The 22,216-nt window shown below is 31.1% G+C and carries 20 protein-coding genes and 1 pseudogene; 12 read left to right on the top strand and 9 right to left on the bottom strand.

Features of this window, described 5'->3' with window-relative positions; translation table 11 throughout:
• The first annotated feature begins 21 nt into the window (after positions 1-21).
• Positions 22-633, top strand: coding sequence for a fumarylacetoacetate hydrolase family protein (locus tag WC223_07140; protein MFA6924014.1), 612 nt, complete (start codon positions 22-24; stop codon positions 631-633).
• A 5-nt stretch (positions 634-638) separates the two neighbouring features.
• Here the strand turns inward: WC223_07140 and WC223_07145 are convergent.
• Positions 639-743 (bottom strand): annotated as a pseudogene (locus WC223_07145) (toxin-antitoxin system HicB family antitoxin).
• A 158-nt stretch (positions 744-901) separates the two neighbouring features.
• On the opposite strand from WC223_07145, the gene WC223_07150 reads away from it, so the two are divergent.
• The gene (locus WC223_07150) at positions 902-2,524 is read left to right on the top strand and encodes a S41 family peptidase (protein ID MFA6924015.1); all 1,623 of its coding nucleotides are present in this window, start codon (positions 902-904) and stop codon (positions 2,522-2,524) included.
• Between the two features lie 86 nt (positions 2,525-2,610).
• On the opposite strand, the gene metK is transcribed toward WC223_07150, so the two are convergent.
• Entirely contained in the window at positions 2,611-3,945 is a 1,335-nt protein-coding gene (gene metK, locus WC223_07155; protein MFA6924016.1) for a methionine adenosyltransferase, read from the bottom strand.
• Between the two features lie 328 nt (positions 3,946-4,273).
• Between metK and gldA the strand changes: the two genes are divergently transcribed.
• Positions 4,274-5,179, top strand: a complete 906-nt coding sequence (gene gldA / locus WC223_07160; GenBank protein MFA6924017.1) for a gliding motility-associated ABC transporter ATP-binding subunit GldA — start codon at positions 4,274-4,276, stop codon at positions 5,177-5,179.
• Positions 5,180-5,185: 6 nt separating this feature from the next.
• Here gldA and serS read toward each other — a convergent pair whose 3' ends face one another.
• Genes serS through WC223_07180 form a run of 4 tightly spaced genes read right to left on the bottom strand, consistent with a single transcriptional unit; the run spans position 5,186 to position 9,122 of the window.
• Entirely contained in the window at positions 5,186-6,454 is a 1,269-nt protein-coding gene (gene serS, locus WC223_07165; protein ID MFA6924018.1) for a serine--tRNA ligase, read from the bottom strand.
• Positions 6,455-6,464: 10 nt separating this feature from the next.
• On the bottom strand, positions 6,465-7,634 hold the full coding sequence (locus WC223_07170) for a hypothetical protein (GenBank protein MFA6924019.1): 1,170 nt from the start codon (positions 7,632-7,634) through the stop codon (positions 6,465-6,467).
• 42 nt (positions 7,635-7,676) lie between these two features.
• Positions 7,677-8,078, bottom strand: coding sequence for a GxxExxY protein (locus WC223_07175; protein MFA6924020.1), 402 nt, complete (start codon positions 8,076-8,078; stop codon positions 7,677-7,679).
• Between the two features lie 54 nt (positions 8,079-8,132).
• Entirely contained in the window at positions 8,133-9,122 is a 990-nt protein-coding gene (locus WC223_07180) for a bifunctional ADP-heptose synthase (protein MFA6924021.1), read from the bottom strand.
• Here WC223_07180 and WC223_07185 point away from each other — a divergent pair.
• From WC223_07185 to WC223_07210, 6 genes are all read left to right on the top strand, one after another.
• Positions 9,101-9,484, top strand: coding sequence for an acyl carrier protein (locus WC223_07185; protein ID MFA6924022.1), 384 nt, complete (start codon positions 9,101-9,103; stop codon positions 9,482-9,484). The genes WC223_07180 and WC223_07185 overlap by 22 nt on opposite strands.
• Before the next feature lie 144 nt (positions 9,485-9,628).
• Positions 9,629-11,119, top strand: a complete 1,491-nt coding sequence (locus WC223_07190; protein ID MFA6924023.1) for an MBOAT family O-acyltransferase — start codon at positions 9,629-9,631, stop codon at positions 11,117-11,119.
• Positions 11,120-11,237: 118 nt separating this feature from the next.
• Positions 11,238-12,188, top strand: a complete 951-nt coding sequence (locus WC223_07195; protein ID MFA6924024.1) for a hypothetical protein — start codon at positions 11,238-11,240, stop codon at positions 12,186-12,188.
• On the top strand, positions 12,189-13,199 hold the full coding sequence (holA, locus tag WC223_07200; protein ID MFA6924025.1) for a DNA polymerase III subunit delta: 1,011 nt from the start codon (positions 12,189-12,191) through the stop codon (positions 13,197-13,199).
• A 20-nt stretch (positions 13,200-13,219) separates the two neighbouring features.
• Complete coding sequence (locus tag WC223_07205; GenBank protein MFA6924026.1) at positions 13,220-13,975, top strand: polyphosphate polymerase domain-containing protein; 756 nt, start codon at positions 13,220-13,222, stop codon at positions 13,973-13,975.
• Entirely contained in the window at positions 13,962-14,780 is an 819-nt protein-coding gene (locus tag WC223_07210) for a DUF4956 domain-containing protein (protein ID MFA6924027.1), read from the top strand. The genes WC223_07205 and WC223_07210 overlap by 14 nt, the downstream gene beginning before the upstream one ends.
• Before the next feature lie 8 nt (positions 14,781-14,788).
• Here the strand turns inward: WC223_07210 and hisC are convergent, their stop codons facing one another.
• The 3 genes from hisC to WC223_07225 all read right to left on the bottom strand — a co-directional run bounded on the left by hisC (position 14,789) and on the right by WC223_07225 (position 19,346).
• Positions 14,789-15,838, bottom strand: a complete 1,050-nt coding sequence (hisC, locus tag WC223_07215; protein ID MFA6924028.1) for a histidinol-phosphate transaminase — start codon at positions 15,836-15,838, stop codon at positions 14,789-14,791.
• Positions 15,831-17,120: a histidinol dehydrogenase gene (gene hisD, locus WC223_07220; protein ID MFA6924029.1), complete on the bottom strand. Its 1,290-nt coding sequence runs from the start codon at positions 17,118-17,120 to the stop codon at positions 15,831-15,833. The genes hisC and hisD overlap by 8 nt, the downstream gene beginning before the upstream one ends.
• A gap of 150 nt (positions 17,121-17,270) precedes the next feature.
• Entirely contained in the window at positions 17,271-19,346 is a 2,076-nt protein-coding gene (locus tag WC223_07225; protein MFA6924030.1) for a dihydrofolate reductase, read from the bottom strand.
• 749 nt (positions 19,347-20,095) lie between these two features.
• Here WC223_07225 and WC223_07230 point away from each other — a divergent pair.
• From WC223_07230 to WC223_07240, 3 genes are read left to right on the top strand one after another with little or no spacing between them, the layout of a single operon-like run.
• A complete protein-coding gene (locus tag WC223_07230; protein ID MFA6924031.1) occupies positions 20,096-20,320 on the top strand; it encodes a 4Fe-4S dicluster domain-containing protein in 225 nt (74 codons plus the stop codon).
• A 17-nt stretch (positions 20,321-20,337) separates the two neighbouring features.
• A complete protein-coding gene (locus tag WC223_07235; protein ID MFA6924032.1) occupies positions 20,338-21,420 on the top strand; it encodes a 3-methyl-2-oxobutanoate dehydrogenase subunit VorB in 1,083 nt (360 codons plus the stop codon).
• A gap of 5 nt (positions 21,421-21,425) precedes the next feature.
• The gene (locus WC223_07240) at positions 21,426-22,193 is read left to right on the top strand and encodes a thiamine pyrophosphate-dependent enzyme (protein ID MFA6924033.1); all 768 of its coding nucleotides are present in this window, start codon (positions 21,426-21,428) and stop codon (positions 22,191-22,193) included.
• Positions 22,194-22,216 lie beyond the last annotated feature (23 nt).

Below are 22,216 nucleotides of genomic sequence, written 5' to 3' on the forward strand. Positions count from 1 at the left end.
TTAACGAAAAACTATTTCCACATGAAAATCATTGGCATCGGTTATAATTACAGAAAACATGTAATTGAAACAAAAAAAACATTTCCCAAAGAACCTATTTTTTTTCTCAAACCTGAGACAGCAATTATTCTGAATAATCGCCCTTTTTTTTATCCCGATTTTTCAAAAAATGTTCATTATGAAGTTGAAATTCTTCTGAGGATTTGTAAAGTCGGAAAAAATATTCAGGAAAAATTTGCAAATACTTATTTTGATAAAATCGGAATCGGAATAGACATTACTGCCCGCGACCTACAAGATGAATGTAAAAAAAACGGACTGCCATGGGAAAAATGCAAAGGTTTTGATGGCTCTGCTCCTATCAGCAGTTTTATTAAAAAAGAAGAATTTAAAAATGTTAATGACATAAATTTTCATTTGAACATCAACGGAAAAACTATTCAGAAAGGCAATACAGATGATTTGATATTTTCTTTCGAAAAAATAATTTCTCATGTTTCGAAATTTATGACATTGAAAATAGGAGATGTTATTTTTACAGGCACTCCTGCCGGTATAGGTCCACTTAATATCGGCGATAAACTCGAAGCATTTATTGAAGGAAATAAAATGCTTAGCTGTATGATAAAATAGTTTGTTTATTTAACTTCTCTTTCGATTACTTTTTCAATGAATTTATTAAGAGATAGTTCTCGCTCTCTTGCTCTGATAAAAGCAAGCTTATGCACCATTGGTTTTAATCTAACATTAAAACTTCAAATTTGTTTTTAACTTATATATTTATTTTTCTACCTTTGTATTTTTAATTAGTAAATTACTAACAAATTGGCTCGAACCAAGTGCAGTTAGGTATACTCATAAAGCTTTCATTTTAACGAAAGCTTTTATTTTATAATTCACTATGAACGACAACAAAAAATTACAGATTTATTTGCCCGTTTTATTGGCATTTGCAATAATTATAGGAATTGTTATCGGAAGCAATTTTCTTAATTTCGGAAAATCATCTTCTAAAAACATTTTTTCATTTGAAAAAAATAAAAGTAACAAGTTCAACGACATTCTTAATATTATTGATGAATATTATGTTGATTCCGTTAATAAAAATAAATTAACTGAAATTGCTGTTGCTGATTTATTACAAAACCTCGACCCTCATTCGTATTATATTCCTGCTTCGGAACTAAAAAAAACCAATGAAATGCTTACCGGAAGCTTTGAAGGGATAGGTATTGAATTTAACATTCAAAAAGATACTGTAATTGTAATTTCAACTATTACCGGCGGACCGGCGGAATCCCTTGGTGTGAAACCAGGTGATAGAATCATAAAAATAAATAATATTAATGCTGCCGGAATAAAAATTACAAATAAGGAAGTTTTCAGCAAGCTCAGAGGTAAAAAAGGAACTAAAGTTACAATAAGTGTTTTACGAAACGGATATAATAAATTAGTTGATTTTACTATTGTCCGCGATAAAATTCCCGAAAAAAGTGTTGACATTGCTTTTATGTTTGATAAGCAAACAGGATATATCAAACTCAGCAAGTTTTCTGCAACAACATTTAACGAAATGAAAACTGCAATTGAAAAATTAAAAAACAAAAATATAAAAAAATTAATATTGGATTTAAGGGGTAATGGCGGCGGTTATCTTGATATTGCTGTTAAAATAGCTGATGAATTTCTTTATGAAGGAAAATTAATTGTTTACACTGAAGGAAGAAATCGCCCGCGTACAGATTATTATGCCACAGGTAAAGGTGAACTTGAAGACACGAAAATTATTGTCTTAATTGATGAATGGTCGGCTTCTGCAAGTGAAATTCTTGCAGGTGCAATACAGGATAATGACAGAGGATTGGTAATAGGAAGGCGTTCTTTCGGCAAAGGGTTAGTTCAAGAACAAATGGAACTACAGGATGGTTCGGCTTTGCGGCTTACAATTGCAAGATATCATACTCCCACTGGTCGTTGCATCCAGAGACCTTATGGTGCAAACACCAGTGATTATTATAACGATTTTTTTAAACAATATACTGAAGATGAAGATACATCAGGTGCACCAAAAAAGAGTACTCATCCCGATTCATTAAAGTACAAAACACCCAAAGGGAAAATAGTATATGGCGGCGGTGGCATAACACCCGACATAACTGTTCGAAACGATACGGGAAAAAGTGTAAAATACTTTTTTGACGTTGCTAACAAAGGACTTATTAATCAATTTGCATTTGATTATGCCGACAGAAACCGAAAAGAATTAAATAAAAAATATAAATCCGAAACATTCAACAACAACTTTATTGTAACAGATGAAATGTACAAAAACTTTATTGAGTTTGCTTCAAAAAAGGGAATTGGCAAAAACATCGATAATTCCAAAATATCGGAAACGATGATTAAAACTTATCTTAAAGCATTTATCGGCAGATTGATTTTTAACAATGAAAGTTTTTACCCTGTAATTCTCAAAGTTGATAAAACCTTCCTTAAAGCAGTTGAAGAAATAAAGAAACTATAATTTTTTACCGTCGAGACGCTAAGTCGCAAAGTTATAATAAATATTATCTTTCTCTGCGTCTTTGCGTCTTTGCGGTTTTTTAATAATTATGAATATTGCGTTTGCAACGCCTTTTCTTTTATGCTGAATTCCTTTTTTATTTTTTCAACATAATCGAGTTTTTCCCAAGTAAAGAATTCAACTTCTTTTGATGTTTCAACACCATTGTGCATCAGAGTTACTGTTTTTTTGAAAGGAGTTCTTCCGAAATGCCCATAAGATGCGGTTTCCGTGAAAATAGGATTTTTGAGTCCGAGTCGTTTTATTATCATTGCCGGACGCATATCAAATAACTTATTGATTTTTTCAGAAATTTCGCCATCACTGATTTTCTTGCCGCTTGCATTTTTTAATTTACAAGAGTTATAAGTATTAACGTATAATCCTACTGGCTGGGCTACTCCTATGGCATAAGCAACCTGAATTAATATTTCGTCGCAAACACCTGCTGCAACTACATTTTTCGCAATGTGCCGTGCCGCATAAGCTGCAGAGCGGTCAACCTTTGATGCGTCTTTTCCCGAGAAAGCACCACCACCGTGAGCACCTTTGCCACCATAAGTATCAACAATGATTTTTCTTCCCGTCAAGCCAGTATCACCGTGTGGTCCGCCAATAACGAATTTACCTGTAGGATTGACAAGTAACCTTGTATCGTTTGCAAATAACTTTTTGATGTTATTAGGTAAATCTTTTTTAACTCTTGGAAGTAATATATTTTGTATGTCGGATGTTATTTGTTTTATCATTTCTTTTTCTGCAAAATCCTTTTCTTTCTTTGAATTGTCGGCAGGAAGAACAAATTCATCATGTTGAGTGGATACAACGATAGTATCAATCTTTAATGGCTTTTGATTTTCATCATATTCAATAGTAACCTGCGATTTTGCATCGGGACGCAAATACTTCATTTTTTTGCCTTCCTTACGAATGGCTGCTAATTCAATCAAAAGCAAATGCGATAAATCAATTGAAAGAGGCATGTAATTTTCGGTTTCGGTAGTAGCGTAACCGAACATCATTCCCTGGTCGCCCGCACCCTGGTCTTCTTCTTTTTCTCTAACAACACCCTGATTTATATCGGGAGATTGTTCGTGAATTGCAGAAATAACACCACATGAATCGCAATCAAATCTGTATTCGGCTTTTGTATAGCCAATATTTTTAATAACTTCTCTGGCTATTCGCTGAACATCAGCATAGCCGTTGGTTTTAACTTCACCGCCTGCAACAACAAGACCGGTTGTAACAAATGTTTCGCATGCAACTTTTGATTCAGGGTCTTGGCGCAAAAAATCGTCTAATAACGCATCAGAAATCTGGTCGCAAATTTTGTCAGGATGTCCTTCAGATACGGACTCCGATGTAAATAAATAAGACATTTCTTTAAGTTTTTAGTTAATAAATAATTTTAAGGGAAGTTGATTGACGGGCTAAACCTTGTTTTAGCATTTTTTTAAAAGTGGTTGCAATCAATCAAATCTTTCCACTGTTTCGTTTGCAAAGAAAAGCAAAATTTATTTAAAAGAAAAGTTATTTTCACTATTTTTTTTAACTTCGCATTTAATATTTAGGATTTAGAATTTAGGAATTAGGATTAAAAATATTGAAAGTTGTAAGCTGAAAACTATAAATAAAGCTGTGAATTACGAACTGTGAGCAATGAGAAAAAACTGAGAACTGAAAACTCTAAACTGGAAACTAAAAAAAATGTCAATTAAAGTTAATAGCATCACAAAAATATTTGGAACGCAGAAAGCATTAGATAACGTGTCGTTTGAAGTAAAAGCCGGTGAAGTAGTTGGTTTTTTAGGACCAAATGGCGCCGGAAAATCCACAATGATGAAAATAATAACATGTTTCATACCACAGAATTCAGGTGCGGTTTCTGTTTGCGGATTTGATATTATTGATGAACCAATTGAAGTGAGAAGAAAAGTTGGTTATCTGCCTGAAAATAATCCGCTGTATTATGATATGTACGTTAAAGAGCATCTTTTTTTTACGGGAGGAATTTTTAAAATAAAAAATATTAAAAATAGAGTTGATGAAATAATTGAAATTACAGGGCTTGAAGTTGAGCAAAAGAAAAAAATAGGAGCATTGTCGAAAGGTTATAAGCAAAGAGTTGGCTTGGCGCAGGCATTGATTCACAATCCGGAAGTATTGATTTTAGATGAGCCGACTTCAGGACTCGACCCAAACCAGATTATTGAAATAAGAAATCTTATTAAAAAAATAGGAAAAGAAAAAACCGTTTTGCTTTCCACACATATAATGCAGGAAGTTGAAGCAATATGCGACAAAGCAATAATTATTAATAAAGGAATAATAGTTGCCAATGATTCAACTGCAAATCTTCATAAAATTTCATCAAATAAAAATATTGTTACAGTTGAATTTGATATCGCAGTTGATGTGAATTTACTTAAAAATATTCCTCAAGTTACAACCGTAAAGAATATTAAAGATAATATCTGGGAAATACATTCTGCTGAAGCAAACGACATACGTCCTACTATTTTTCAGTTTGCCGTGAAAAATAACCTTACCGTACTTTCAATGAAAAAAGAAGAGCAAAGTATTGAAGAAGTTTTTCAGAAATTGACGATGTGAGTTTTGTTAAATCACCTCAAACCCCGCATAATCAGCAATTGCTTTAGGTAATTTAATTCCGTTCTCGGTTTGGTTGTTTTCGAGTAATGCGGCTACAATTCTCGGTAATGCCAAAGCGCTTCCATTTAAAGTATGAGCAAGTTTTGTTTTTTTATCGCTGTCTTTAAATCGCAGTTTCATTCTGTTCGATTGAAATGTTTCGAAATTACTAACAGAGCTGACTTCGAGCCAACGCTTTTGTGCAGCGGAATAAACCTCAAAGTCGAAAGTTAGAGCAGAAGCAAAACTCATATCGCCGCCGCAAAGTTTAACAATGCGAAATGGCAATTCTAATTTTCGCAATAATCCCTTCACATGTTCAAGCATTTCATCAAGCGTTTGGTATGATTTGTCGGGATGTTGAATTTGAACTATTTCAACTTTATCAAACTGATGCAAGCGATTTAAACCACGTACATCTTTTCCATAAGAACCGGCTTCTCTGCGAAAACAGGAAGAATAAGCACAATTTTTTAACGGCAAATCTTCTGCTTTTAAAATAACATCTCTGTATAGATTAGTAACAGGCACTTCCGCAGTTGGAATTAAATAAAAATTATCTAAAGGAACAGAATACATTTGTCCTTCTTTATCGGGTAGTTGTCCGGTTCCATAAGCCGATGCTTCATTAACAAAAAACGGAATCTGCATTTCTTTATAACCGGCTTTTACTGCTTCATCAAGAAAGAAATTGATTAAGCCACGCTGCAATCGTGCTCCTTTGCCTTTGTACACAGGAAATCCCGAGCCGGTAATTTTATTGCCAAGTTCAAAATCTATGATGTCATATTTTGCAGCCAAATCCCAATGAGGCAAATTATTTTTTCCTAAATCAATATTTTTATTTTCTTCAAAAATAATTTCATTTTGCTCTGCGGATTTTCCTTTCGGAACAGATGCGTGAGGTAAATTAGGAATTACAAGCAATATATCGGTTATTTCTTTTTCGAGTGAAGATAAGTTTTCATTAAAAACTTTTTCGTTTTCTTTCAGTTCTTTTGTTTGCTCTTTTAATTCATTTGCTTTTTGAGTTTCGCCTTTTTTAAAAAGTTCACCAATTTCTTTTGCTAAAACATTAGCTTTTGTGAGTGTTTCATCAAGCGAAGTTTTTATTTTTTTGCGTTCATCATCAATTGAAATTATTTTTTCAATTAATTCCGTACTGTCAAAATTCTTAACTGATAGACGTTTTATGACGTCTTCTTTATTTTCGCGAATGTAATTTGTTTGTAGCATTTTACTAATTTTATTTAAAACAATAACCTATTTTAATTCCAAGTTGAATTGATGGGTAAAACAACCTTCCATTAGGCCCATAAAGCTCACCGCTCGCATATCTTGTGGATTCAATTTTGGGAGGGTTGTAATCATAATGATAACTACTACCACCTTTGAATTTATAAGAATATGTTGTGATTTTCCCATCAATATTTTTTAATCCAATACCTGAATAAATGTCAAAAATAAAATGGTTGTATTTTAACCAATAACCAAAATTGACAAATAAACCAATTACCCTATTTGAGGCAGATTGTTCGGAGATAATAGATATAATATCATAGCTATCAAAAGAATAAGTTGATTTTTTATTGAAATAAAAATATTTATAAAGGAAATTAATCCCCACATAATTTCGTAAATTATAGTAATATTTCATTCTAAGCTTGAAAGAATAGCCATTGTTTATAAATGGATTCTTATAGTTATTAGGTAAAATATCGTTAAAATAGTGATTTTTCCAAGAATATATTATTCCGTATGTTGCTTCAATCCCAATCCTGCTTGTAATCCTTCTTTCGTAACCCATATCTAATTCATTTACTGCATTTAAAGGGTATATATAAAAAGTGTTTTCCCATGTACTATCATTTATGTATGGAAGCTTTCTCCTTTCGGTTTTGACATCTTTTATTATTGATTTTTCTATTAATTTTATGGTGTCTGCTATGTTTTTTGATTGAGCATACATCGTTGTATTAATAACTTTATAATTCCAATCATTTATCAAATTGAAATTATCTCTTTTTGTTTTAGTAAGCATTATTCCAAGCGGAGCTAAAACAGGTGAAAAAATGACAGTCGCAATTCCTAAACCTACTATTGTATAACCTAAAGTTCTTTGAAAATAATCGGATGTTCTCATGTTATTAAGAGAATATATAGATTTATAATCAATCTTAAAAATGTCTATATTTATAGAATAATTGCCTATATTATTAATATAACCTGATTTTTTATTATCAATTGTTTTGCAAAATACCATTTCATTATTGGTAATAAATCTTGGTTTTGAAAGGGGTCTTTTCTTTTTAGTAAGTACAATAATATTTTTTTCATTGCCAGTATTTTGACTTAAGCAATGGAAGCATAAAAAAGTAAATGCAAAAATTAAAAATATTATATTTACAATTCGCATAATGTTTTTGTAAAAAAATAAACAGAACACAGAAGACACATATTAAACAAGATTTACACAGATTGTTTTTTTATCATTAGTAAATATTTTTCTGCGAATCTCAGGCTTTTTTCCGAAATTTAAAAGTAATCCTATTTCTTTATCGGTTGCTTTCAAATAATTTATAAGCTGCAATTCGTGTTCCTGTATTAATACTTCGGCAGCTTTCAACTCTATAATTATTTTATCATTTACAATAATATCGGCAAAATAATCACCTATTCCAATTTCTTTGTAAAAAACTTTAATGGGTTTTTGTTTTTCGCAAATTAGTCGATTGGCTTGCAATTCAATAATCATGGCATTTTCATAAACTTTTTCTAAAAAACCATATCCTAATTCATTGTAAACTTCATAAAAGCATTTTATTATTTTATCTGTTAAATCTTTATGTAAATATTCCATTTTGAAAATTATCTGTGTAAATCTTGTTTAATCTGTGTTATCTGTGTGCTATTTTTAAAGTTTAATTGCTTCCTCAAGAAATTTTTCTTTATCAACCGGCACAATACCGCTATGTTCGCAAACAATTCCGCCTGCCAGATTTGCAAGAGATGCCAGTAAACTCAAATTGGTTTTTAATGCAATACACAATGCAGCAACACAAACAACAGTATCTCCTGCACCCGAAACATCAATAATATCGCGAATGTGAGCCGGAATAATTTGTTTCTTGCCTTTATTGCTTATTAAAACTCCTTGAGCAGAAAGCGTTAGCAATGTTATTTCGTTTTTCAGATTATTTTCAAGTATGTCAATAGCTTTATAAATAGCATCAACATTGTTTTGAGCAATATCAAGTTTCAATCCTTCTCTTAATTCTTTCAGATTCGGTTTGAATAAAATAACATTTTTATAATTATTAAAATTTCTTTTCTTCGGGTCAACAACTGTCGGAATATTTGATTTTACTGCTAATTCAACAACTTCTTCAATCAGTTTTTTTGTAATCACACCTTTATCATAATCCTGAAAAATCATTACATCAATTTTATTTTCTTTTATTATTGATGTGATTTTTTCAAACAAAGTATTTTCTTCATCGCTGCTTATTTCCTCATCAGTTTCCTCATCCACTCTGATAAGCTGATGGTTGTTTGCAATAACTCTGAACTTTGTTGTTGTTATTCGTTTGTCGCTTTTTATTATTCCTTTTGTTGAAATATTACTTTCTTTAAATAAATTAAGTAAAGATTCGCCTTTGTTGTCGTTGCCGATAACTGAGCATATAATTGGATTTGCTCCGAGAGATTTTACATTTAGGGCAACATTAGCTGCACCGCCAAGCCGTTCCTGACGTTTTTCAACCATAACAACAGGAACGGGAGCTTCGGGAGAAATCCTGTCGGCATCGCCCCAGATGTATGAATCGAGCATCACATCGCCAATGATTAAAACATTAAGCGAATTGAAATTGTTGAAAATATTTGTTATTTCCTGTTTTTGCATTTTTATTATTTATAATTACAGAAATCAAAATTATAAAAAATATCGAAACAACTGATTTTTTAGTATGTAAAATTCTGGTTACTTTTGCTCAAACAAAATTCATTCTGAAAACTTCAAAGGAAATATTATCCGATTTTAATTGCATTATCAGAAAAGTTTTTTCTGATGATAAAATTGTTATTTCAGAAAAATCAGTTCCTAAAGATATTACAGGTTGGGACTCACTGATGCATCTTGAAATAATTGCAGCCATTGAAGAGTTTTATAAAATAAAATTTACTTTTAAAGAAGTAATGTCATTCAAAAATGTGGGAGATATTGTGAATTGTACATTAAGGCATTTAGAAGAAATTAAATTGTGAAGTAGCGAAGTAGTGAATTTGTGAAATTGTGTTGGGCGTTGGGTTGCCCCTTTAGTTCATAGGGGTGGTGAAGGGAAACTAAAGTTGTGAAGTTATTAAATCGTAAAACTATAAACTTTAAACATTAAACTTTAAACTATTTTAATGCTTTTTACATCTTTAAATTATTTATTATTTATAGCACTCGTAGTAATTGCGTATTACCTGTCGCCATTGAAATTGCGATGGATAATTTTGCTTGTTGCAAGTTATGTGTTTATTTGTTTTGCAAATGCAAGTTCACTTTTTGTAATTATATTTTCAACAGTATTCAATTATTTTTTCGGACTGTTTATTAGCAGAAATGAAAATTCGCCCCCCCTTAGGGATAGGGGCAATGCGAATTTTCAGATATTCAATGTATCCATAAGAAAATCCTTATTTCTTCTCGGGCTTATAATAAACATTGCATCGCTATTTATCATAAAGTATCTGGTAAGTTTTGCTACAATAACAATAACTATTTCTGCTCCCGTTACATACCGCATGGCTGATTTGATTTTCCTGCTTGGGTTTTCGTTTTATACACTTCAGAATATAGCATATCTCACAGATGTTTATTATGAAAATATAGAACCCGAAAAAAATATTTTCAGATATGCTTTTTATACTGCTTTTTTTGCAAAAGTAGCATCGGGACCTATTGAAACCGCTCGAAATTTTATCCCTCAAATTTTCATTGAAAAAAAATTTGATTATGAAAATTTCACAAACGGATTTCAAAGAATAATAATCGGTTTATTTAAAAAGATTGTAATTGCCGACCGGCTTGCTCCTGCAGTTTCAAGCATTTTCGATTTACCTGCTCATAATTGCGGTTTGACAACCTTGGTGGGTGTTTATTTATTTACCATTCAGTTATATCTCGACTTTTCGGGATATGCAGATATGGCAATTGGAACAGCACAATTGTTCGGTTATAAGCTTAGCGAAAATTTCATTCTCCCTTTCGATGCAACTTCTATTTCTGAATTCTGGCGAAGATGGCATATTACACTTATTAACTGGTTGAAGAATTATATTTATTTTCCTGTTGTTTACAAATTAAGGAAATATAAAAAAACAGGAACCATCATAGGAATAATTATAATTTTCATTATTTCAGGTATTTGGCACGGTTTGGGCTTGACATTTTTAATATGGAGCATCATACATTGCATTTGCATGATTTACGAAACATTGACAAAAAATTACAGGAAAAAATTATCGGGAAAAATAAATTTTTTATCATATAAAATTTTAAGTGTTTTTATAACCCTTAATATTGTGGCGTTTGCAAATATATTTTTCAGAGCAAAATCAGTTGGTGCAGGATTAAAAATTATTGGAGAAATTTTTAATATAACTAATTTTATTCCGAAAAATTACTTATTCCAGTTTGTAAATCCCCTTGCTATTGGCGGGCATCTCGAAGTCATTTTTAATTTTTACATGCTTATTTTATTAATAATATTTTATTTTATTTTCGAGAACAAACTTCAAAAGATTATTTCACAACAAAAAAATAATTATTTTTTAATATTTTTATTTTTGATGCTGATTTTATTGTTCGGGGTTTTCAATGAAAATGCGTACTTCATATATAATAAGTTTTGAAGATTAAAAAAACAGTTTGTTGTTAAAAAAAATTGAAAAGCATAAACAAAAGTAGATAAGTTCAATATTGAGAAACAACAAACCACAAACGACAAACTTCTTAAAAATATAAAGATTAATGTTAAAAAAAGTCCTGATATTATTAATTGTTTTAATTGTAACTCTCGTTGTGCTTGAGAAAGCATATAATTTTTTTCTTTTAAAAAACAAAGACCTGAAAACGTCTTATATATTAACCGATAAAATTAATGCTGATGTTATTGTTACTGGCTCGTGCGTACCCATGTATATGTTTTTACCTGATAAATTTGACAAATACACAAATCTGAAATCTTATAATTTATCAACCGAAAACGCATCGTATTCAGAGATATTTGCAAATTTTTACTTATATCTTAAAAACAACAAACCGCCTGAATATTTATTTATTCATGTTTCTTACGAGACATTTGATGAATCGTTCAACAAGTTTAATTCATATCGTTACGCCCATCTGCTGAGCGATTCAGTTATTGCAAATATTGTTAAGAAAAAAGAAAATTTTTATTATAACATTTCTTCAATACCTTTTATGCAGTATGCATATTATAATAATAAAATAAATTTTTATATGGTTCAGGGAATAAAACATTTTTTATTCAAAAATAAATATCCGTATAATAAAAACGGAAGAATAAAGCCAATTGATATGGCGTGGAATTTTAAAAACGAGAAATTCATCAAACAAAATCCTAAAGGATATATTTTTAATTTTTCTGAAACGGAATTTGATTATTTAAATAGAATTATTAAACTTGCAAACAAAAATAAAATAAATGTAATATTATTTGAAACACCTGTTTATAAAGAATTTTTACCATATATAAATAATAAATATGAAATTTCGGGATATATAGCTACTTTAGCTGAGAAAAATAATTTACAATATTGGAATTTTGATACGATGAAAATTGCTGACGATGAAAAATATTTTCTTTCACTTATAAATACTAGAGATGAGGGCTCGTTAATATTTACAAAAACTTTAGCAAAATATTTTAATATTCATAAAAATATAAACCGAAAATAGATGCAGAGTTTCGATAAGATAATGCAAGATTTGAAGAACAAGGTTTATCATCCTGTATATTTTTTAAGCGGAGAAGAGCCATTTTTCATTGACCAGATAACTGATTATATTTCCGACAATGTTTTGAAAGGAACCGAAAAGGAATTCAATCATACCGTTTTATATGGAATAGAAACAGATGAAAAATCAATTATGGAAATTGCCAAACGTTTTCCGATGATGGCAAATTATCAGGTAGTTATTATTAAAGAAGCACAACATCTGAAGAAAATTGAAGAAAATCTTTCGGGGTATATTCAAAACCCTTTAAAATCAACCATTCTTGTAATATGTTATAAATACAATACACTTGATAAACGAAAAACATTTGCAAAAACAGTAGATAAAGCCGGCATTCTTTTCGAATCGAATAAAATTGGCGATTGGGATATATCAAAATGGACAGTCGAATATTTAAAGTCACAGAATTACACGATAACAAATCAGGCAAATACATTATTAACAGAACATTTGGGAAACGACTTAGCAAAAATTGCAGGAGAAATCAACAAACTCAAATTAAATATTCCCGAAAATACGCAGATTACAGAGGACCATATTGATGAATTTATAGGAATAAGCAAGGATTATAATGTTTTTGAACTTCAAAAAGCTATCGCAACAAAAAACGATTTGAAAGCAAACCGTATTGTAAACCATTTCAATGCTAACCAAAAGGAAAATCCGTTCGCCGTTATTATGTATAATTTATATTTGTTTTTTTCAAGAATATTGATTTATCATGATATTAAAGATTCAAAAATAACAAATAACGAAATGGCTTCAATATTGAAAGTACGTCCATATTTTGTGAGAGATTATGAAGCTGCTGCAAAAGCTTTTTCACGTCAGAAACTTTTTAAAATTATTTCCATGTTGCGTGAATATGATATTCGCTCAAAAGGTGTTGATAACGCAACCATAAGCAGCAGCGAATTGTTGAAAGAAATGGTTTTTAGAATTATGCATTGAAAAGAATATTGATTTTTCTAGTGAAAGATATAAAAGAAATATTGAATGATTTTACTCCGATATCCCTGAAAGAGATGGATAGAGTGCAATTAACAGATAGAGCGGATATAAAATATATTTTTTGTGTTGAGCAATTACCTGTTTTTTTGGAGAAAATCAAATCTGATTATCGCGTGCTTGAAGTAAATAATGTACGTCTTAACACTTATGAAACCTTGTATTATGATACTGATGACTGGGATATGTATATGAATCATCAGCGAGGAAAAGCCAATAGATATAAAGTGCGTCTAAGGAGGTATGTGGATTCTGATTTGATTTTTTTTGAAATAAAATTCAAGAATAATAAAAATCGCACTATAAAAGAACGTATTATACAAAAAGAAGGCGAAACACTTATTACGGATAAAGCTGAAAGGTTTCTTCATTTAAAAACAAAATACTCTGCGAAAGAACTTTATCCGAAATTGTGGGCAAATTATTTCCGGATTACACTTGTAAATAAAACTGCTAATGAACGATTGACAATTGATACAAATGTTAATTTTAAAAATGATATAAAACAAAAATTTATTCCTGAAATCGCAATAGCTGAACTCAAGCAGGAAAAGCGAACACATACAGCGTTTCTGGAAGTGATGAGAAAACATAGAATAAAAGAAACAACCGTCAGCAAATATTGTTTTGGTGTCATATTTTTGTATGATAATATAAGAATGAATAATTTTAAACCGAATTTGTTAAACTTAAATAAAATCTGCCATGAAAAAGCTTAAAATATTTTTACCGCTATTTATTTTTTTAATTTTCAACGTATCTGGTTATGTTGCATTTTCAATTAATACTTCACGTGCTGACAGCACTTCCGGCACTATCCTTACTCAACAAACCGATGAAAATGTTGTAAAAGAAAAGAAAAAAGACAAGAACAAGGATAAGAACTATGTGAGAGAAGATGTTCAGATTAACGAAGCTTTTTTTATCAGTTTACTGATAGATTTGCTCACAGTTATAATAATAGTTGTATTCATATATTATCCGAATTACAGAAAACAAGAAGTATTCTTTACATATTTTCTTTTTAATATTGCCATATTTCTGCTTACATTTTTATTGAACAAAATTAAAATTTCAATTGGAGCGGCATTCGGATTATTTGCTGTGTTTTCCATGTTGCGTTATCGTACTGAAGGAATATCGATGAAAGACATGACTTATCTTTTCATTGTTATTGCAATTGGACTTGTGAGTGCAATTCAACTCGAATATTTTGAACTTGGAATTATTAACGCTGTATTTGTTGTTTCTGTTTTTACTTTGGATGGAAACATATTAATAAAAAGAGAATATTCTAAAATCATTCAATACGAAAACATTGAAATGATAAAACCCCAAAATCACCCGGAGTTGATTACAGATTTAAAAGTGCGTACAGGACTTGATATTCATCGTATTTCTATTGGTCGCATTGATTTTCTCCGCGATATGGCTATTATTGATGTTTATTATTATAGTAAAAAGAGAAATATATATGGCAACCCTAAAGTTGAAGTTGATTATTACGATAAGACGGTTGAATAATGATTTTTTTATTTAAACGTTTTCCACGCTTTAATAAGCTGCTTATTTTCCCTATCTGTTCCAACAGTTATTCTGAGGCAGTTTTTACACATTGTAACATTTGAACGGTTGCGGGTGATAATATTGTTTTTAATAAAATAATTATAAAGCATGTCGGCGCAAGTGGTTCTTACAAGAATAAAATTTGAATCAGAAGGATAAACTTTTAAAACACACGGTAATTCAGGTAAAACTTTCATCAATGTTGTTCTCTGTCTGAGAAGTTTTTTCACATAACTATTTTTTTGATTTTCATTTTTAAGAGCAGACAAAGCCACTTTCTGAGTCAGTTCGCTTATATTGTAAGGATATTTTATTTTATCGAAAATATTTATTATTTCTTTTTGAGCAAAAGCCATTCCGAGTCGTATTCCTGCGAGTCCCCACGCTTTTGAAAAGGTCTGAAGAATAATTAAATTAGGATAATCATTTAGTTTTTGCAATAATGTTTTGTCGAGTGCAAAATCAATATACGCTTCATCAAGAACAACAATGCCATCAAAATTTTTACATATTTTTATTATATCTTCCTTTCTGAAACAGTTGCCTGTCGGATTATTTGGAGAACATATAAAAATCAGTTTTGTTTTTCTTGTTACGGAACTTAATATATTTTCAACATCAATCTGAAAGCTTTCTTTTAATTTTACTTTTATTGTTTTTACATTATTCACATCTGCTGCAACCTGATACATTCCATAAGTCGGAGGGATGAGCAATATTTCATCTTCTGCCGGTTCGCAAAATGCACGAATGACAATATCAATTGCCTCATCACTGCCATTACCCAAAAAAATCTGTTCTGGCTTTACATTTTTTATTTTTGCAATTTTTTCTTTCAGCATTTTCTGATGAGGGTCGGGATACCTGTTTACTTTTTTTTCAATGCCAACAGAACCATAAGCATTTTCATTTGCATCAAGAAAAATATCGGCAGTGCCGGAAAATTCATCACGTGCTGATGAATATGGTTTCAACACTTTTATATTAGGGCGAATTATTTTATCGAGATTAAACATTCTTTAGTTTTTTTAAACGTATTGTTACAGCTTCTTTATGAGCTTTCAAACCTTCGGCTTCTGCCATAATTTCAATTGCATTGCCAATATTTTTCAATCCTGCCGGAGTTATTGACTGAAAAGTAATTTTTTTAATAAAGCTATCAAGATTAACTCCACCGAACGATTTGGCATAACCATTTGTTGGTAATACATGGTTTGTCCCCGATGCGTAATCACCGGCTGATTCGGGAGTATAATTTCCAAGAAAAACCGAACCTGCGTTAATTATTTTTTCTGCACTTTTTTCTGAATTGGCAACTGATAAAATCAAATGCTCGGGAGCATACTCGTTTGAGATTGCTATTGCTTCAGAAATATTTTTTACTAAAACTGCCGAACTATTTTCTAATGATTTTTTTGCAAGTTCCTTGCGTGGTAATTTTTCCTTGCATTCAGGCAAAAGAGAGAGCACTTTTTTTATAATATTTTCATCATCACTTATCAACAGCACTTGGCTGTCCGTGCCATGTTCTGCCTGTGAAAGCAAATCATAAACAATAAATTCAGGATTAGCTGATTTATCGGCAATAACAGCAACTTCCGACGGTCCTGCCGGCATATCTATTGCAACGCCATGGGCGTTTACAAGTTGCTTTGCAATTGTTACATATTGGTTTCCGGGACCGAATATTTTATTGACTTTCGGAATTGTTTCCGTTCCATAAGCCATTGCGGCAATTGCCTGTGCTCCTCCTGCTTTATATATTTTTTTAATTCCGATTTCCTTGCATGTGAAAAGTATTGCGGGATTTATGTTTCCGCTTTTATCGGGAGGCGTGCACAAAACTATTTCTTTGCAACCTGCAATTTTTGCAGGAATACCAAGCATGATAACAGTAGAAAAAAGAGGTGCCGAGCCGCCGGGAATATAAATGCCAACCTTTTCAATTGGTACGGGTTTTTGCCAGCAAGATATTCCTTTAGAAGTTTCGATTTTTTTATAAATTATTTTTTGCGATTCGTGAAATTTTGCTACGTTGCTTATTGCTGTTTTTATTGATTTTTTTAATAATGCAGAAATGTTTAATTCATCAGATTTGACTTTGGTTATATCGATAATTGCATTTTCAATAACTGTTTTATCGAACTGGAATGTGTACTTCCTTACTGCTTTATCACCATTGTTTTTAACATCACTAATAATTTTCAGTACGGTTGCCTCAATAGATTTATCGCAAAAATAAGGTCTTTGCAAGATTTTATTCAATATTTCTTTATTCGGATATTTATATATTTTCATTTGCAGTATGAATTTTTGCTTATTACATTTTCACTGCAAAAATAAAACTTTTATGCGGATAATTTAAAATAAAAAAAAGCTGTTGGTTTAAAAACAGCTTTTAAAATTTTCAGCTAAACTTTACTAAACTTTGAAAGTTTAGTAAAGTTGCTAATTATATGTTGGCAGGAACGAATAATTTTTTGAATAAAACAGCATTTGTTTTATGAAATCTTCGGGATAATCAACTTTCACATCAGTTATTTTACCTTTTGCGTCATAAACAGGCGTAAAATAAGGATTAACGAAGCCGCCATAAGGTGCCGCATTTAATTTCTTCCATCGGTTTATTACTTCCTGATGAATTTGTTGGTCTACTTTTACTGCATAAGTTTCAACAAGATTTTTTCCTGCTTCATAATCTCCTTCGGAAATAATACGTTGTATTTCGGCTAATAATTGTCCGAATAAGTTTTGTAATTTTTTATAATCATTGATAACAAAATAAGTTTTACCGTCTTTTACGATTTTTGAAATCACATTATCTTTCAATCCGTTTTCATAACACCATTTTGCTATTAACTGACGATTTCTGTAATGAGCATTTTGTATATTTTTTCCAAGTTCAATTCGTGTTAGTTGTGTCATTAAACCTCTCCGTATATAAAAATTATATTGTGCTTTTGCGCATTCTTCTGACTGGAGTATTCCCAATTCAATTAATTTGGGATCCATGAAGTAATATAAACCAAATAAGTCCGCTCTTGCTTCTTCCAATGAGGAAGAGTAATTTTTAAGCATATCGGGAGTTACTCCGGGTTTTACTTGTCCTGATGCATGTCCAAGACATTCATGCATATCGGTATGAATGTTAATGTTCATTGCATCATACTTTTTTGATAATTCAATTTCTTCGGGTGAATAACAAAATTCCTCAATCATACCATCAGTTGCTTGTGATTGATTATACGCATAAAGAATATTTCCCATAGTAACAGATTTTGAACCTTTAAGCTTTCTTATCCACAAAGAATTTGGTAAATTAATTCCGATAGGTGTATATGGATAACAATCTCCACCTAATGCAGTAACAGTTATTACTTTTGCAGAAACACCTTTAACATTTTTCTTTTTATAAGCAGGATTTGCAGGAGAATGGTCTTCGAACCACTGTGCATTTCTGCTAAATGTTTCAGCTCTTTTTGAAGCACTTATGTCCCGAAACGAAACAACTGATTCAAAACATGCTTTCATTGACATGGGGTCATTATATACCTCAATAAATCCGTTTATTACATCAACTGTTGATAACGTATCTTTTACCCACATTACGTTATACGCATCAAATATTTTCAAATCGCCCGTTTTGTAAAATTGAATGAGAACATCTAAAGTTGCTTTCTGGTCGGCATTTTCGGCAACCTCTGTTGCTTTTTCGAGCCAATAAATTATTTTTTCAATAGCCGAAGAATACATATCGCCCAATTTATAAACTCTTTCAACAACTCTTCCGTTTACTTTAATTAATTTTGAATTCAATCCGTAAGATATAGGATATGTTTCATCAGGATTGATGGTTGCTTTGTAATAATCTTCAACTTCTTTTTGAGTAATGTTTTCATAAAAATTAACCGACGAATTGCTTACCATGTCAAGTTGGGGGTCGCTGCAAACTTTTATTCTTGCTACTGAAGGATCTAAAATTATAGGAGTTAATTTAGCTATTAAATCATCAATTGTTTCATTTTGCTGAAGTGGAAACGTCACGCCTTCGGAGTTTTTTATTAATTCAACAAAATATTCTTTGGAAAATTCGGGCATAATTTTATATGAGTTTGCATGATGATGAATGCCATTTGAAAACTCTATTCTTTTAAAGTATGTAAGAAATTTGTTGAAATTGTCTGTGCTTCTGTCTCCTTTATATCCTTCGTAAATTGCCTCAAGTGTTTTTCTAATGCAGAGATTGTGCTTAAAATTCTGGTCCCATATAATATCTCTTCCGGCTAATGCTGCCTGGTTCAAATAATATACAAGCTCTTTTTGCTTCAAGGTTAAAAGCTCGAAATCGGGTACAGTATATCTCATAACTTTTAAATCGGCAAAATGGTCAACAGTAAAATAATTATAATTTGCTTCAGTACCACTTTGGTTATTTTTTTGTTCTTTTTGTGGGTCGCCCGTAAACCCGAATAAAGCAAATGAAGTTATAAGAACGATTAGAAAAGGATATATATGTTTTTTCATAATTTAATTAAATTAAAAAAATTTAGAAGTGCTTAAATAAATTTTTATTATTGTTAAATAAATAAAAGTGCAAAACTAATAAAAAAAATATAATTCATAATTTTATTTTATCTATTAGGTTTGTAAGTATTATAAATTATTCATATATAAATAATAGACAGAAAAATTATATTAATAGTTGCATGTTTTAATAAAAAAACGAGTATTGGTTTTATTTAATCTCTTTGTTTAATAATTATCAAGTTAATATATTCTACATTTAGTTTAAATTAACTCATATTAAATAAAAAATGCTTTAATATAAAGCATAATTTCTTTTGCATAAAGGTAAAAAAAATGGCACGTATTTTATTAATGCACGTTATTTATTTAATAAATTAATGATAAACTTTAACTTGACTAAATACAAATTCAGAATTTACTTTTATGTATACAAGAACTATACTTCAAGCGGCTAAAATTTAACTTTTGCTGAAATAAAATTGTTAAATTGCTCTTACTTCATCATTCTTACTTATGTTTTTAAAATTTATTGATATTACTTTATTTGTTTTGTTTCTATGAACAGCTCATATTAATTTCATAAGTGCAGTTCATTAATTTCGTTTAGTAAATCAATTAAGGGTTTTAGGTATATTACTTATTCTTGAAAAATTATTAATAAAATTTATTTTTTATAAAAAAAAATTAAATAAATTCGCAAGATAATTTTAAAATAAATAAAAACATTTTTACAATAAAAATACAAAATGGCAAAAGTAAAAGGTAAAATAGTAGTTGACGTTGAAATGTGCAAAGGATGCGAGCTTTGTATTAATACTTGCACTGACAAATGCATTGCGATGTCAAAAAAAGTGAACGCAAAAGGGTACAATTACGCCGAAGTCGTTAATGATATGTGTACCGGTTGCACAAATTGTGCAGTTGTTTGTCCCGATGGTGTTATCACTGTCTATAGAGTTAAATTACAATAGAAAAATAATTTAATAAAATGAAAGAATTAAGATTAATGAAAGGTAATGAAGCGATAGCAGAAGCTGCTATTCGCGCTGGAGCTGATGGTTATTTCGGATATCCTATTACACCGCAATCGGAAGTCATAGAATATCTAATGGCTCAAAAACCTCATGAAAGAACAGGCATGGTTGTTCTTCAGGCAGAGAGTGAAGTTGCTGCAATCAATATGGTTTACGGCGGAGCTTGTTGTGGTAAAAAAGTTATGACATCTTCGTCAAGCCCCGGCATCAGCTTAAAACAAGAGGGAATTTCGTATATAGCGGGAGCTGAACTTCCTTGTTTGGTTGTTAATGTTGTCAGAGGAGGACCTGGTTTGGGAACAATTCAACCCGCCCAATCTGATTACTTCCAGTCAACAAAAGGTGGCGGACACGGTGATTACCGGCTATTAGTATTAGCACCTGCTTCAGTTCAGGAAATGTTTGATTTTGTTAAAATAGGTTTTGACCTTGCTTTTAAATACAGAAATCCAACAATGATATTATCGGATGGTGCAATAGGACAAATGATGGAAAAGGTGGAACTCTCCGAACAAATTCCACGGCGCACAAATGAAGAAGTTGTAAAAACATGTCCTTGGGCTACAACCGGAAAAACTCCCAACAGGGAAAGAAACATAATAACTTCATTAGACCTTGACTCTGCAAATCAGGAAAAGAGGGTATTGCGGTTAAGAGATAAATATAAAAAGATGCAGGAAGATGAAGTGCGGTTTGAAAAAATAAAATGTGACGATGCTGAATATCTTCTAGTAGCTTATGGTTCCAGTGCAAGAATATGCCAGAAAACAATAGAAATAGCCAGAAAAAAAGGAATAAAAGTTGGCTTATTGCGTCCAATTACGCTTTTCCCCTTTCCATCAAAACAAATTAATGAAATGGCAAAACAGGTAAAAGGCATTCTTTCTGTTGAAATGAGCTTAGGACAAATGGTTGAAGACGTCAAACTTGCAGTTTGCGGAAAAGTTAAAGTTGAGCATTTCGGAAGATGCGGCGGAATTATTCCTGCACCCGAAGAAATTCTTGAAGCATTACAAAAACAAATTATAGGAGGATAAAAAAAATGGCAGAATTAGATATAGTTAAAGAAGAAAATTTAGTTTATAAAAAAACAAAGCTTCTTACAAAAAAACAATTAAGTTATTGCCCCGGATGCGGACATGGCGTAGTTCACCGAATGGTAATGGAAGTTGTTGATGAACTAGGAATACAATCCGAAACCATTGGAATAGCTCCCGTTGGATGTTCTGTATTGGCTTATGAATTTATGGATATTGACATGCAGCAAGCAGCGCACGGAAGAGCTCCTGCATTAGCTACTGCAATAAAAAGATTAATGCCCGAAAAATATGTTTTCACTTATCAGGGTGATGGCGATTTGGCGGCTATCGGAACTGCCGAAACAATTCATTCCTGCAATAGAGGAGAAAATTTTCTTATTATTTTTATTAACAATGGAATTTACGGAATGACAGGAGGGCAAATGGCTCCGACAACTTTACCGGGAATGAAAACATCAACAAGTCCTTACGGTAGAGATGTAAAATTAATGGGGAATCCTTTGAAAATTACTGAAATTGTTGCACAGCTGCCGGGAACATATTACGTTACAAGGCAATCAGTTCATACTCCTGCAAATGTAAGAAAAACAAAAAAAGCAATACTAAAATCATTTGAATATCAAAAACAACAAAAGGGAACTTGCCTTGTGGAAATTGTTTCAAATTGCAATTCGGGTTGGAAAATGACACCGCTTCAGTCAAACAAATGGCTTGAGGAAAATATGCTGCCATTTTATCCTCTCGGTGATTTAAAAGTTCCTAAAGAATAATTATTAAAAAATATTTTAAAATT

It is taken from the genome of Bacteroidales bacterium, assembly GCA_041671145.1.
Lineage (GTDB): Bacteria > Bacteroidota > Bacteroidia > Bacteroidales > JAHJDW01 > JAQUPB01.